Origin of the sequence: Enterococcus sp. AZ101, from assembly GCF_050499005.1 — a bacterium.
Classification (GTDB): Bacteria; Bacillota; Bacilli; order Lactobacillales; family Enterococcaceae; genus Enterococcus_L; species Enterococcus_L ureilyticus.
On sequence record NZ_JBMHEZ010000003.1, the window covers coordinates 432,895 to 447,907 of the forward strand.

A 15,013-nucleotide genomic window follows, 5' to 3' on the forward strand; every position below is an offset into this window, starting at 1 on the left:
TATACTTTAATATACCATCAATCACACTTCTCAATTGCTTCTAAAAACCATTGTCTAAATAGCTGCTCGTCAAGATCGACACAGACTCGACAGTTGTCCTCTTTTCCCAAATAGCCATCTAAATCTACCAAAGTAGCCCCCGCTGTCAACATGCCTTGTGTTTCAACCGCAACATAAGCTTGCTTAACGTCAAACATTTCAGGCGCTAACAAATACGCAATCGCGCAGCCATCATACATCTTCAAACCAGTATCTAAGCTGCCGCCACGATATTTTCTAAACAAGTGATCGATCATATCCCCAGTTTTATTCATTTTCTGAATCTGTTCTCGCTCTTTGGGCAGAACTAGTGCCTTCTCCCCAACATCTAATCCAACCATGGTTAACGAAATTTTACTTTCAAAAACAATCTTTGCCGCTTCAGGATCAGCAGCAATATTGAATTCTGATAACACGCCTTGGTTGCCTCGACCTAGTGCTCCTCCCATAATCACCAATTCTTCAATTTTTTCCGCACACTCTGGATATAACCTAAGCAGCAGTGCAATATTTGTCAATGGACCAATCCCAACGATCGTTGTTTTTACTTTAGAGTCCATCAATACTTTATACATCTCGATCACTGCATGATTTTTTGTCAATAATTCATACTTAGATTCTGGAAAATCATACCCATCCATTCCTGAATTTCCGTGAACATCACTGGCATTGATTGCTTCACGAAGTAATGGCCGATCTGAACCAATCGCTACAGGAATCGTCTTATCCCAAAATGCCAATAGTTTCAGCAGATTTTTTGTTACCTTATCCACGCTAACATTGCCAGCAACGGTAGTAAATAATCGAATATCCAACCTCTCATCAAATAGCGCAGCAGCAATTGCAGCAGCATCATCAATTCCTGGATCTGTGTCAATGATGATTCTTCTTGTATTTTTCATGTTACTTTATCCTTCCTTTTAAACTCTAGCTATGCTGAAATTTCTCCCAAACCAGCTTATTAAACTAGAGCTACCCTTTTTATATAAAAAGACTGTAAACAGCAAAAAACTGATTCTTTGGCTTCTTCTATTTTTAATAGTCTAATTGTTTCAAATGTAGTAAAAATGAATCTGTTGTTAAACGCTTAATCGTGTATAACCGTTCAATTTGTTTACGGATTTTTTTGTCTTCTTTTGTAGCCGGATCAAAAACATCCAGCAATTTGTTCGCTCCATACTCTACTAAAGTACCGACTCCACCACTACCAATGGCAAATCCCATCATTTCAGTATCATTTAGCTGTCCTTTTTTGATTTCTGCGATGTTTTGACTAAAATCCCCTACAACGATAATTTCATCTGTCTGTTTAGCTAATTCTACAGCTAATTCAGCTTTAGTGCTGACACTCACCCGTTCAATCGTCATCTCAAAAACCTCCAGTATACCTTTTCTAATTATTATACGCTATCTACATTTTTTTACTAGAGGAACTTGAGACTTAAAAAGCTGAGAACAAAACCTACTCTGGCGTTGTTCTCAGCTTTTCTATTTTATAGTTATGATCCGACCATTACCTCTTCTACCAAAGAAACTACTTTTCCTTTGCTTCGTTCAATCAACAAAGCCAACTGGATAATGGCAAATAACACATTGCTTTGTTTGGAGTAAGCAAAATATCTAGATTCCCACGTTGTCACATATTGCTCTTTCTCTTTTCTGGTGTCTTTGAAGCCGTACATTTGATCCCCATACTTATAAAAAATGTTAATCAATCGCTCATTTAAAAACGAGTATTTTGTTTCCCCAACATTTGATAACGGAGCTGCACCTAGATCCACAGAATCATAGCCGCGTTTTTGATACTCTGCAATAAAATGCGTCAATAAATAATCGGTCACAGGCTTTGGCGCCGCTTCAACATAACGCAACAAATCATAAGACATTTTACGATGCTGAACGATTGGCTTTGCCGTGATAAAGCCGATCACTTCATGGCCCTCATTTCGCAATACACCAAGATCACTTAAATCTAAATATGCTCTGTCAAAACGACCGCCGACAAAATTACGTTCCCGCTGTGACCCTAACCAGTCATCTGACACACGAGCTAGTTCTTGAAACACCTCATCTGAAACAGGTTCACGATACATTGTAAATGTATACCCTAAATTAGTTAAATGCTGTAATTCCATACTATTTGTTGCCAAAGAAAGTGGTGTTGACTCGATACTTGCAAAATCAACGATTCCTTCCTCTCCAACTTTCATAAATTCAAAGCCTAAATCATGTAAAAGCATTGTATATTTTTCGCTTACTCGATAAAAAGCGGCTTGATAGCCAAGCAAATCAGCTGCATCCATAAACGCTAGTGTCGCTTGTGCCCATTTTTCCTGATTGCCGATCGGATCTGCCAGTACAAAACATTTGTTGGCCTTGACTTGATAAGCAAATAAGACTTCATCTTCACCGTTTTCTTGATAATAATAATAGGAATAATTTTTTAAATGTAACGGATGACTGCCTTGTGTCCCTCCATATTTAGTGATCAACGTTGTTAAACGCTCGCCTTGATAAGAATTCCCTAACCGCTTTGAAGTCTCAGCTAAGTATTGATATAGCGTGATCAAGCCGATCATTGAGATCCCTAACCCTAGTAGTCCTGAAAACCACACATCATCCGATGGAAATAATAAGAACATATGTGGCAATGGTCCTGCTTTATCCGGATGAGAACTATAATAGCCCGCAACCGCATAAATGATAAACAAAAAGCTAAACAAAACCCCATCAACGGCAAGAGCCCCCCAAGAATAAACAAATTTTTCTCGATAAAACTCTTTCCTTGCTAAAAAAACGGCTGAAAGAATCACGAGATAAACCAGAATCAACTGCCAAGAGGCTGTCCGAGAAATTGTATTGATAATACCAAAAATCAATAATCCAATCGTTGGCCAGTACGCTTTTTTCACTTTCATTGAAATCCCTCTCGCTAAACCTAAAAGTAAAAAACCGATCAACATATTAAACGTTTGGTCTAAAAAGTCAAAGGAAAATGGCAATAAAAATTTAAACAATCGACTAACGTTGGATAAGTTCGTGATCGTAGACAATAAAACCATCATGATTCCCGCAAAATACAGAGCCGCTACTAAAATAAAATGGGCTACTTTCTGTGAAAAAATCTGTGGTAAATTGTCAAAAAAACGATTGATCTTAATGCCTGTTTGATGGATAAATAAAATAATTCCAGTAATAAACGGGAGGACATAATAGAATAAACGATAATAAATCAACCAAACAACTGCAGTTGATTGCCCCACCCCTAATTGTGAAAGACCTAAAATCATCAACACATCAAACGTACCCATCCCCCCTGGAACCATGGTCAACATGCCAATCAACGTGGCAATCACAAACATTGGGTAAACAGAAAGTAACGAGACATCCACTTGCATCAACGCACCCACACTTAAAAAGACAAACATCGCACCTAGCCATTGTCCAAAGGAAGCCCCGAACAAAAGAAAAATCCCTTTCGGAAAAAAATCTTTAAACAACGTATACTTCTTTAACTGCGCAAATAGCAACAATGCTGGTGCGATCAAACTTCCAGCAAGTAGCCAAACCCAATACTCCCTGAATAGACTATCTGGTCGAATAAAAAAAATATCGATAAATGCTACAAAGGCTAAGATAGATAGACCAGAAATCATAAACAACGCTACTTTAGAAACGGTCGCAACAACTTTTTTACGTGGCGCTTCCTTGCCATAAAAATTGGCCCGCAACGTCGCACCAACGACACCGCCAAAACCGGCAAGATTATTGATCGTATTTGTGACCCAGGCAGAGACAAACCATTCCCAACGATTCATTTTCGGCTTCCCTTGTTCTTCTAGGACTTTCACCACTACTAAATCATATAAAAGCATTGGTAAAACCCCAAGTAAGCCCGCTAAAATCATTCCGATAATTCGAAAACGACTTTGCTGCCCCATTGTCTGAAAAACATCCTGCCAAGTCATTCCCTGCACGATATGTGTCACTTGATTGGCTACGAAAATCAAGACTGAGCCAAGAAATATCAGCTTTAATAATAAGCTGTGTTCTTTCATCCAATGAAATAATTGATTCAATCGATTTTTCATCTGCTCACCACCTTTATATAATTTAAGAGTTTTCTTTTATATGTTATCTTATAACCGATTGTTTTTCCAGTTTCACTCTTGAAATCCTTGATTTATACACAAAAACAGTTGTTAAGCTTCACTATCCAAGCTTAACAACTGTTTCAAACGGGTGATCCTATTTGTTCTTATACTCTTGCCCAATCTTATCGGCCACAATAATTGCTGCTTTCACTTGATCCACAGTAATCGGAAATGGCATTGAATGAATCGATTCTTCTGGAATACATGATTTTTCAGCAACTTCTGTTAGCTCAGCATCTGAGATTTCCTTCACCCCTAAATCGGCTAAGCAAACTGGTAACCCGATCGACAAAGCAAAATCCAATACTTCATATAATTCCGCTTTTGGTGCATTTTCTAAAATCAACTGACAAATCGTGCTGAACGCTACTTTTTCGCCATGTGTTGCGCCATGTGCATCATGTAAAACAGTCAAGCCATCATGAATCGCATGGATTGCTGCAAGTCCTGCACTTTCAAACCCTAAACCTGAAAGTAAGATATTTGCTTCAATAATATTTTCTAAGGCAGGTGTTACCACATTATTATCTGAAGCTTCCTTTGCCTTCAAACCATCCTCTAAAATCGTTTCATAACATAATTTCGCTAATGCCAAGGCTGTATTGGTTCCTTTAGCTGGGGGACAGACCCCTTCACGTGCACCACAAGGCAATCCTGCATTTACATTAGAATAAGAATTATGTGTTGCTCTTGCTTCAAAATAAGTGGATAAGGCATCTCCCATACCAGAAACTAGAAAACGTGTTGGTGCATTCGCAATCACTACTGTATCTATCAAAACGACACTTGGACTTTGAACAAAATAAGCATAGTCATCGAATTGACCTTCTTCGGTATAAAGAACAGCTGAGTGACTCGTTGGCGCGTCCGTTGCTACAATTGTTGGAACAATGATCAAGTTATGCCCTTGTGCTACACATTTCGCCGTATCAATGGCTTTACCACCACCAAGACCGATTATACAATCACAGGCATTCTCCTCAGCTACTTTTTGCAAACGAGCAACTTCTACCCTTGAAGCTTCTCCATGAAAATTACTTTCAACAAAGGAAATAGCAAATGTTTCTGCCGTTTTATCCAGTTTATCTTTTACACGATTTACATCATCTGCATGAGCGATCAGTAAAGCTTTTTTCCCAAAAGTTGTGACAAAGTAACCTAAATTCAATAACTCATCTTCACCTTGAACGTATTTTGCTGGACTAATAAACGCTTTTCTCATGTGTATAAACTCCTATCCTTTAACTTATTTTATTTTTAAAGGGGCTAGCTGCTCCTTTATCGCTTCGATCGGTGTGTTTACTTGTAACAACGCTGCCGCTGTATATGCGCTTTCTACTAATGCTGTATCAAATAATAACACTTCTTTTTCTGTCATATCGATAGCCATTTCTAAATTCATTTTTGCGCTGCCTAAATCGTAAAATGCAAATAGAGTTGGCGCAGGATTCTTTTCAAATGCATCCATGATTTTTTCAAATGATGTTCCAACCTCACCTTGATCTAATCCTGCTGCGACAGTGATTGGCACATCTTTTGCCACTTCTTGGATCAAACGATCGACTCCTTCGCCGATTTCTTTGACATGTGACACAATTACTACACCATTATTCATCAATCACACCTGCTTCCATTAAAGATTGAAAGAAATACATACTGGACATCGCTCCTGGATCGATATGGCCGATGGATCGCTCCCCTACATATGAAGCGCGACCTTTTGTCGCCACAATATCCTTTGTTGCTTCTACAGCGGATTCCAATGTTGCTTCGGTTAATTTGTTCTCCTTGATTGCTGCAAGTGCTGGTGCCCATTCGTCTAGCATCGTCTTTTCACCGGGCTGACTATTTCCTCTTTTTTCAATACCAGCTAAACCAGCTTCTAAAATCGGCAACACATCGGATGTTGTTGCCGCAGCTTTTGCCATTTCCATCATTGCAGTTCCGTATAGCGGACCAGAAGCACCGCCAACTTTACTGATCAACGCCATCGCAGTCAATTTAAAAACATCTTGAACACTTGCAGTTTCTTTATTCTGCAAGCTCTCACTTACCGCTTCCATCCCACGAGCCATATTATTTCCATGATCGCCATCTCCGATCGGTGTATCTAGTTCACTTAAATAATCTTTATTTTGATCGATTTTCTCTTTAAATAATTGTAGTGCTTTTTTTGAGTTATCTATTGTAAACATGGTCATTCCTCCTATTTTTCAAACTAATAATACAGCGAACCGTCTAATAAGCTTTAACAAAATAACGCTAAATCATTACCATGCTACTGTATTAACCTCTTCATTCAGAGCTTCTACCCAATCAGCTTCTATTTTTAATAACGTGATAGAAATCCCTGCCATTTCCAATGAGGTCATATAATTCCCAACCTTTGAAAAAGAAATTTTGATTCCTTCATTGTCTAATAAGCGCATCGCATCATTATAAAAAATGTATTGTTCCATCAATGGTGTTCCGCCTAAGCCGTTCACTAAAATGGCGAACTTTTCCCCTTTTTTCCATTGGAAAGCTGCAGCTAATTTTGAAATCAATTCTTCCACCATCGCCTTAGAAGGTTTGATTTTTTCTCGTTTATAACCAGGCTCACCGTGAATTCCAACCCCAAATTCAATCTCATCATCGCCTAAAACAAAACCAGGTTTTCCAACTTCAGGTACTGTTGCACCAGTTAAAGCAACACCAATCGTTTTAATATTCTTGACAACACGTTCTCCTAAGTCGACTAACTCATCTACAGATGCGCCTTTGCGTGCTGCCGCACCTAGAATTTTATGAACCAAAATAGTTCCAGCTACCCCACGTTTTCCTTGAGTATACGTACTATCTTCAACTGCGATATCATCATCCACGACAACTGTGCCTACTTTGATATCTTCCATTTCTGCTAAATCTTTAGCCATATCAAAATTCATGATATCGCCCGAATAGTTTTTGACGATCATTACAACACCTTCACCCTGATCAATCGCTTTGATTCCCTCAAGAATCTGGTCTGGTGTTGGGGATGTGAAAACTTGACCGCAAACCGCGGCTTGCAGCATACCTGATCCGACAAATCCGGCATGAGCTGGTTCATGTCCACTGCCACCACCGCTGATCAAGGCAACTTGCTTACCAATTTCTTTTTGCTTCAATACAAATGTTTCTGGAATTTGCTCGATCATTTCATGATGCGCTCGGATAAAGCCTTGGACCATTTCTGGCACGACATTTTGTGCTTGGTTAATAATTTTTTTCATGGTATTCCCTCCTATTATGCCTATGCTTTAGTGACACCAATTTCGTCTTAATTAGCCTCTCGAGAAAAAGATGATCATATATTGTGGCCAACAATCACTACCTTCATATTTTCCTGTTTTTCTGTCGGAGTTAGACGAGCCTGCTGCGCTTCTACTTATTGTATACGTTTACAATACTCGCATATGCAAAATGTTGCAACGGACAAACTACAAAATGTGTCCGCTTTCATTTTATTCTACCTAAAGATTATAGTTTTCAAATAGAATACAGCGTATAATGAAAACAGATATTATTGAAAAGGGGCAGAGGCTCAATGAAACAGTTAATTAATTCCAGCGGACAGATTCGTCAGCAAGCATTAGCTGGACTTACCTATACATATAACGACACATTAATTTGGCACAAACAAACTGGCATCGTTACTAAAAAAACAATCTCTAAAAATAAAGTCGTTTTGATTAGCGGAGGTGGTTGTGGGCATGAGCCTGCTCACGTTGGCTACATCGGTGAGAATATGTTGGATTGTGCGGTAATGGGGACTATTTTCGAGCCGCCTGCCAGCTCTGAAATTCTTCAAGCTATCGAAGAAACCTACAATGGGCAAGGTACTTTACTGATCATCAAAAATTTTGAAAAGGATTTAGCACGTTTTCTAGAAGCTGAACGTCTAGCTAAAGCAAAAGGGCTAACAATCGCTCATGTAATAGTAGATGATGATTGTTCCATCGAAAGTGGTACATTAAAAAAAAGACGTCGCGGTGTAGCTGGAACTGTTTTGGTTCATAAGATTTTGGGCGCTGCTGCATCGCAAGGAAAATCTCTAGATGAACTCCAATCCTTAGGGGAAAAGCTGATACCGCTGATCAAAACATTAGGTGTTGCTTTTTCACCCGCCTCTCCTATTGGAGTCATTCCTCAACAATATGAGTTAGCAGAAGATGAAATGTATTTTGGTATCGGGATTCACGGAGAGCCTGGTTACCGTATCGAAACGATGCAATCATCTGAACGAATCGCTATTGAGTTGGTCAATAAATTAAAACAACAATACGCAAAAAAAGACCTGACCCAAGTAGCTGTATTAGTGAACGGACTAGGCAGCACTCCCTTACTAGAACTTGGTGTTTTTATGAATGATGTTCAACAATTAATGGACATTGAAGACATTCAGGTAGTCTATAAACGAATGGGCAATTTCTTAACTGCATATAATACAAATGGTCTTTCTTTAACTTTATTAGCAATCAAAGACGATAAATGGCTAGATTATTTACGTATTCCGACTGACGCCTTTGGTTGGAGATAAACAGACAATGAACAACGGCATAATTCCACTTACATGCTGTTATTCATTGTCTTTCTTCAAAGCCTATTAAAAAAGCAGTTTTCATTTGTTTCGCAAAACGATGTGAATCAATCTTACAACCTTCAATAATCCATTTAGTCGTTAATGACACAAATGCATTCGCATAAAATTCTTCCAAAAATAAACGATCTACTTCCTCTAGCCCTTCATCTGTTTCCTTTTTGACGACTAAAACTTGGCGAATCAAGGCTTTTAAATGTTGCGTATAATACTCTTGAAAGGAGTTTTGTCCTTCAAAAGTCAGAATCCTGCGATAAAAAACCTGATTTTCCTCAAAGTAAACAAATAAATTCTCTACAATAAACTGCCAACCTTCGTAAGCTAAATTATCTTCGATTTTCTCGATTGCCTCTTGTCGGAAAATCCAGTCCGCCAAATCATATTTATCTTGAAAATGATCATAAAACGTCTGGCGACGCATATTACTTTCCTTCATGATTTTTGCGATCGTCACTTTTTCAAAACCGATATCCGCAACAAGTTGTTTAAAGACCTTCGCAATTTTCTTTTTTGTGATCAATGATCCTGTCATCTATCTGCACCTTTAGTTTCTTTAGTCCTTTTATTGTACCAGTTAATTTGCATTTAGAAAATCAATCATCCTATCCTCAAATAAAAAAAGCTAAAACTAGAGTTTCATGCCTAGCTTTAGCTTTAAATAATATTTACAAATTTTGTCTTTCTAACGTTCTTAAAGAAATATAGCCAAATACAACAATGGAAATAATTGTCAGGAATAATTGGAAAATATAGCTTCCTGTTGCACTAAAATCAAATGAGTACGCAATCGTATTTAAAATCCCAGTCACTAAACTACTTAGAATATTAAATCCGATAAATAGTAGAAATGAAAGATTTTTGCCTTTCATGATGATACAAGAAGTGGCAATCACCATCAACATATTTAAATAGCCAAGTAAACCTGAAAAAATAAATTTCCCAAAGCTCAAGTCTGTATAGTAAAAGACAGAATTAAACCCATCTACAAAACTATCCCAGCCATCCAGTTGAGTTAGCTTAATCAAAAATAAAATCGCAGGAATCAGTGTGATCATCAACATCAATACAAGCGTACAGATAAAAATGGCACCCACTTTAGCAAAGAATAATTTTCGGCGATTAACACCTGATGCTACCATCATCGCCATCACATTATTCTTATAATCCATCGAAATCATATGAAATGGGTAGACATAAGCAAAAATAATATTACCAAACACTACGATCACACTAACAAATGCCATTGTCCCTACCATTGACGCCGCTGAACTTGACTCATAATATGTATCTGAGAAGCTCGATGCCATACTCAATGAAAAGAGTGTTAAAACAATATTTAAAACGCCAATAACTCCAGCAGTAATCAAAAAGCTTTTATCTCGTAAAAATTTAAATAACTCCATTTTAAAAATCAGTTTTCCAGTCATTATCGCCCCTCCTAATTCAATTTCTCATCTAAAATTTTCACTTTAGATAATTCGGAAATTTCAATCGATTCTGCCGTCAAGTGTTGCTTCACAAGAATCCAGCGCTCATCAGAGATATCCAACTTCACGCCGCCTTCTTCATCCACTTGATAGTAATAATTCACTTCATCTAAAATTTCTTTCAAACGGTCATTATTTGTTGTATCGATACGACGAATTTGTTTTTCTTTTTCAGCATTAAGATCAATGGTTTCTGAAATTCGACCACGATCGATCACATAGACGATATCGCATAATGCTTCTAAATCATTTTGGACATGACTGGAAATCACCAAAGTTAACCCTTGTTCCGTCAAGTGTTTCAAGTATTGTTTAAACCATTTAACGGTATCGATATCTAAACCACGAAACGGTTCATCTAAAATCAAGACTTCCGGCGTATGCATCAAGGCAATCAATAAAATCAATTTTTTCTGCATACCGTAAGAATAGCTTTTTACTTTTTGATCCAACACAGCGAACAAATCTAATTCTCTGGCTAAATCTCTGGCTTTCTCTTCGTCAAAATTACCTCGTAATCCAGAAAAATATTGGATATTGAACCAACCTGAACGATTTGAATAGACTGACATCCCATCTAATACGATTCCCACATTTAACAACACTTCATTATGTTGTTTCACAGTAATACCGTCGATTGAAATATCTCCTTGGTAATTGGCGATGATGTTGGTCATACACTTGAATAATGTTGTTTTACCCGCACCATTGTGACCAACTAAACCATAGGATGTGCCTTTTTCAAAGTCCAATGAACGAATGTTCAAAACTTCTGCACGACCATAGCGCATAACTAAATCCCTTACTTTAATTTCCATAGTAAACTCCTTTATTTTTTTATGTTGTCTTTTTTACTAATATAATCACCTTAAATATAATAAAAGACTAACAATAATAGTTTATCATGTTTTTTATTCCTTATGGAAACTAATTATAGGTGAAAACGTTTTACTATTATCATAAAAATGGATTTATACTTATATTTACATAAAAACAATCCAACTTTCTTTAATTTATTAAGAAAAAACTGAGAACGACTAAAAAGGAGTCATCCTCAGTTCATGGTTTATCACTTATTGTCCTTCATTTTGACGCGCCAAGTACGTTTCCAGATATTCACTAAAAAGTTTGTAGCCTTCCATTTTTTGCTCAACATCTTTTGGACAATAGATCCACTTGCCCATAACTTTTCGTTTCTTAGATAAGACCTCGATCTCTTCTAGAAATTCATTCAAATCCTCAATCAGCTGTTGGCTGCTTAACTCATTTCCTAATAGGATATCTTTCTTCTCTCGTTCATATACAGACGCCCATAAATAAGGTAAAACTTCGATTTTTCGGATATTCGCATAAAAATCAGCTTTTGGTAGCATGCCTTTATGTCCCATTCCTCGTCCCTGTTGGAAAAATGAATGGATATCCCACTCTAATTTTTTCAAGCGACGTAAAGACGACCCTTGCGCCTCTTGAGAAGGATTGCTATTGTGATAGCCTTCTTCCAATGTCCATGGACTTTTCGTTTCTGTTGCTTGGGGATGCTTTTCTGACACACGATCAAGCATTTCTTCAATCGCCAAGGTAACCGTCGGTCGCTCTTCTACCACATCTTCAACAGGTTTCACTGGTCTATTCGCTTGTAAGAAAGTCTCTTTTGATGGAAAACTTCTATTTGTTTGTGCAATAGGTTTTGGCGATGTCGCCACAGGTTTTACTGGCGGTGCTGGTGGTCCAATCATTATCTTGTCTGAACTTGGTACAGAAGCCTCTTGAACGGCTACAATGGGTTCTTTTTTAGCTACTGGTACCTCTACCGCTTGTGCTGTTCGGCGCATTTTTTGTTCTAATTCAGCAATTTTTTGATGCGCTTTGATCAATTGGACATCGACTTTCCCAACTGTTTGAGTTAATTTTTTAATTTCTGTCGCATTTGATTTTAATTGCTCCTGATCTTTTTGGTGTTGTTCAGCTAATTTTTTCGCTGAATCACTTTTTGTCAGTTTTACTGTAGGAACTTTTTTCTTTTCTGTTTTTACTGTTGTCAATTCTGTCTCTACTGTTTGTAGTTTCTTTGTTAGCTGATCAATCACTTGGTTTAGTTTTATTGTTTCGGATGCTGTTTCTTGTAATTGACCATGATCTTGTTCTATCCTTGCTAAAGCCTCAGCATCTGGCTTGACCTCTAAAACGCTTGACTCCACCGTGTTCAATTTATCATTGATTTGTTGTAGCTGCTGCGCAATAGTGGTGACTTTTTCGCCTGTTTTTTCTACTTTATCTACTAATTTAATCTGCTCATCACTGGCTTTTTTAGCGATAGAAAAATTTAGCCTAGGGCCTTTTTCTTGTTTGTTTTTTTCAATGATTTGATTTAGTTCTGTGACTTTCTGATCTGAACTGTTTATTCTTTGTGTTAACAATTCAATTGTTTGTATTGCTTCTTCTAAGCGTGTTTCTACCGTTGGACCAGCTTCTTCTCCTGGACCAAAGGTAATCTTAAATTTCGGTGGTGTCTTAGATTTTGGTATTGATCTCAGCTTTTCAGTGACAGCCGCTCTAAATGTCGAAAATTCTTCTGCTAATTGTCCAATTTTTTCATCGACTATTTTTAATTGTTTCGCATTGGCTGTTTCCAAAGCTTCTTTGGCTGCGACTTTGCTTTGCACTACTTTGACCACTGGTGGTGTTCTCTTATCTTTAACCGTCTGGATTTCTTTGTAAATATCATTCAAATTCTCACTAAATTGATTCATCATCTCGGTTAAAAGTAAGACTTCACTATTCGTTTCCTGCAATCCTTTGACCATTTCAATCGGCACTTCTTCCGAAAAAGCAGAGCGATGCTTTAAAGGTAACTCTGGCACTTCTAAGCTACTGATCCACGTACGTAAATCACTGATTTGCAGTTTGCTGAGTGGATGTGCTAATGCAAGTAATAACGTAACATAGACAGCCTTTTGCGTCACTCTTACATAGAGATTTTTTGCAACACAATCTTCAAACTCGTGATTAAACTGTTCTGGTAAATCTTCTAATAATGCTTCAAATTGCTCTGGTTGTTCGTAATCTGTCGATACTTCAAATTTTCTTAGTAGGTAAACAGAATACTGACTCAGTACATCATCTGCATAAAGCTCTTCCCCTAAACGATTGGCTTCTATTTCTTTTCGTAAAAAAACCTTCTTATTTCCTGTTGTATTTTTTGTAAGATTCAACTTTTCCATATGTACTAACCGGCCCCTTTTTTACTTGTAACTTGCCTTTTTATTTAAAAATACCCTTTTCATAATCAAAGAGGCTGGAGTCTATGTTTCACTTTGACAATCAAAACCATCCACTTTACATAAAAGCAGATCAGATTGAATAGGTCATTTATTGGCAAAATGATTCCCACAGCACCAGTTTATTCGGATTTGAATACCATCAGTAACGCAGAAACTACTAATGTGTCAATCCCCTCTACATCCTTTTTATAATTCTATGTTTATTACGTTCTTTTTTAAACAATCATTTCTAATTTTACCCTAAAAACAACCGAATTTGTTTTCATAAAATGTCTTAATATTCGAAATAAATGAGAATAACACGCTATTTTTCTAGTTATATGTATATTTTAAAATAAAAAAATAAGACAAAACTTAAAAATAGTTTTATCTCACCTTTTTTAATTAAAAATATTTTAGCAATATCACTTTTTATATTGTTTTTCAATTCGCCGATCTGGAATGATCCACATGATCAAAATGCCAATATTTACAACCAACACAAAATAAGGATGGATCAGCCAACCTAAGAGTAACCCTAAGACATTTAGAAAAATTGTTATATAGGATTTATTATAGCGTTGGAACAATTCACCTAATGGCGCGTCACTCCCATTTATTCGTATTAGCTCTCTCGTTAATACCAAATAGGAAATATTCGCTAAAAGAACCATCAGTCCGTATGTTATTTGCGGCACTAGACTATCGATAAAATCCCCTGCCCAAGCAGTAGCAAATGGAACTAGTGTTAAAGTAAAAATAAAAAAATTGTTTGCCCAAAGAACGCGTCCATCGATTTTTTTTACAAGCTGAAACATATGATGATGGTTATTCCAATAGATTGCCAGCATCACGAAGCTGACAATGTAGATAAACAACTTTTTTTCTATTCCGACTAAACCAGCTAAGGTATCCGTTGTCGGTTGATGTAATTCTAACACTAAAATCGTCATCACGATCGCGATAACGGCATCCGTAAACGCTTCTAGTCTTGATTTTGACATGTCCTTCATCTCCCCATTTTCATTTTACGTCCTTTTTAAGTAAATGCAATAATTCTGCCCGCCTAAAGATGGAGAGAAAATCAGCCTAAAGGTGGATTTCTTGAGCAAAAATTCTTGCTATACTTTATTCATAGACAACGAGAGAAAAAAATGGAGGTTTTAACAATGAGACAACAATCAATGGTCATGAATATATTAATAGTAATTGGGTTATTTTTCGTAGGGAGTATTATTTTAAGCATCGTACTTGGCCTTTTAGGCGGTCTACTATGGCTTGCGATTAAGATTATGATTCCTGTCGCAATTGCAGTTTGGTTAGTTCGTATGATTTCAGGTCCGTCAAATCATCGTAGGTACTATTAAACGTCATCAACAACTCAGCTTTTTAGGTTTATGATAAATAAATAAAACCGATTTAGTTCCCAGTGGAACTAAATCGGTTTTTCTA

14 protein-coding genes are annotated in these 15,013 nt (G+C 37.1%); 2 read left to right on the forward strand and 12 right to left on the reverse strand.

The annotated features are described in order from the left end of the window. Positions 1-17: 17 nt before the first annotated feature. From rihC to dhaK, 7 genes are all read right to left on the reverse strand, one after another. Complete coding sequence (gene rihC / locus IGJ50_RS15990; RefSeq protein WP_429951415.1) at positions 18-941, reverse strand: ribonucleoside hydrolase RihC; 924 nt, start codon at positions 939-941, stop codon at positions 18-20. Positions 942-1,074: 133 nt separating this feature from the next. Continuing rightward, a complete protein-coding gene (locus tag IGJ50_RS15995) occupies positions 1,075-1,407 on the reverse strand; it encodes a hypothetical protein (RefSeq protein ID WP_207121137.1) in 333 nt (110 codons plus the stop codon). Between the two features lie 131 nt (positions 1,408-1,538). After that, positions 1,539-4,130, reverse strand: coding sequence for a bifunctional lysylphosphatidylglycerol flippase/synthetase MprF (gene mprF / locus IGJ50_RS16000; RefSeq protein ID WP_429951417.1), 2,592 nt, complete (start codon positions 4,128-4,130; stop codon positions 1,539-1,541). A gap of 157 nt (positions 4,131-4,287) precedes the next feature. Continuing rightward, entirely contained in the window at positions 4,288-5,415 is a 1,128-nt protein-coding gene (locus IGJ50_RS16005; protein WP_069639473.1) for a glycerol dehydrogenase, read from the reverse strand. 24 nt (positions 5,416-5,439) lie between these two features. Next, positions 5,440-5,808: a dihydroxyacetone kinase phosphoryl donor subunit DhaM gene (gene dhaM, locus IGJ50_RS16010; protein WP_429951420.1), complete on the reverse strand. Its 369-nt coding sequence runs from the start codon at positions 5,806-5,808 to the stop codon at positions 5,440-5,442. After that, positions 5,801-6,388 carry a dihydroxyacetone kinase subunit DhaL gene (gene dhaL, locus IGJ50_RS16015; protein ID WP_429951422.1) on the reverse strand — a complete coding sequence of 196 codons (588 nt, stop codon included), beginning with the start codon at positions 6,386-6,388 and terminating at the stop codon, positions 5,801-5,803. The genes dhaM and dhaL overlap by 8 nt, the downstream gene beginning before the upstream one ends. Before the next feature lie 75 nt (positions 6,389-6,463). Further along, positions 6,464-7,447, reverse strand: coding sequence for a dihydroxyacetone kinase subunit DhaK (gene dhaK, locus IGJ50_RS16020; protein ID WP_429951424.1), 984 nt, complete (start codon positions 7,445-7,447; stop codon positions 6,464-6,466). A gap of 314 nt (positions 7,448-7,761) precedes the next feature. Here dhaK and IGJ50_RS16025 point away from each other — a divergent pair, with 314 nt between their 5' ends. Further along, positions 7,762-8,754 (forward strand): dihydroxyacetone kinase subunit DhaK, encoded by a 993-nt coding sequence (locus IGJ50_RS16025; protein WP_429951426.1) that lies wholly within the window; start codon positions 7,762-7,764, stop codon positions 8,752-8,754. A gap of 43 nt (positions 8,755-8,797) precedes the next feature. On the opposite strand, the gene dhaS is transcribed toward IGJ50_RS16025, so the two are convergent. From dhaS to IGJ50_RS16050, 5 genes are all read right to left on the reverse strand, one after another. Next, positions 8,798-9,346, reverse strand: a complete 549-nt coding sequence (gene dhaS / locus IGJ50_RS16030; protein ID WP_069639468.1) for a dihydroxyacetone kinase transcriptional activator DhaS — start codon at positions 9,344-9,346, stop codon at positions 8,798-8,800. 133 nt (positions 9,347-9,479) lie between these two features. Further along, positions 9,480-10,241, reverse strand: a complete 762-nt coding sequence (locus IGJ50_RS16035) for an ABC transporter permease (protein WP_069639467.1) — start codon at positions 10,239-10,241, stop codon at positions 9,480-9,482. 11 nt (positions 10,242-10,252) lie between these two features. After that, a complete protein-coding gene (locus IGJ50_RS16040) occupies positions 10,253-11,119 on the reverse strand; it encodes an ATP-binding cassette domain-containing protein (RefSeq protein ID WP_429951429.1) in 867 nt (288 codons plus the stop codon). 255 nt (positions 11,120-11,374) lie between these two features. Next, on the reverse strand, positions 11,375-13,522 hold the full coding sequence (locus IGJ50_RS16045; protein ID WP_429951431.1) for a hypothetical protein: 2,148 nt from the start codon (positions 13,520-13,522) through the stop codon (positions 11,375-11,377). 464 nt (positions 13,523-13,986) lie between these two features. After that, on the reverse strand, positions 13,987-14,565 hold the full coding sequence (locus IGJ50_RS16050; RefSeq protein ID WP_429951433.1) for a TMEM175 family protein: 579 nt from the start codon (positions 14,563-14,565) through the stop codon (positions 13,987-13,989). Positions 14,566-14,730: 165 nt separating this feature from the next. Between IGJ50_RS16050 and IGJ50_RS16055 the strand changes: the two genes are divergently transcribed. Further along, on the forward strand, positions 14,731-14,928 hold the full coding sequence (locus IGJ50_RS16055) for a hypothetical protein (RefSeq protein ID WP_083244322.1): 198 nt from the start codon (positions 14,731-14,733) through the stop codon (positions 14,926-14,928). Positions 14,929-15,013: the final 85 nt, after the last annotated feature.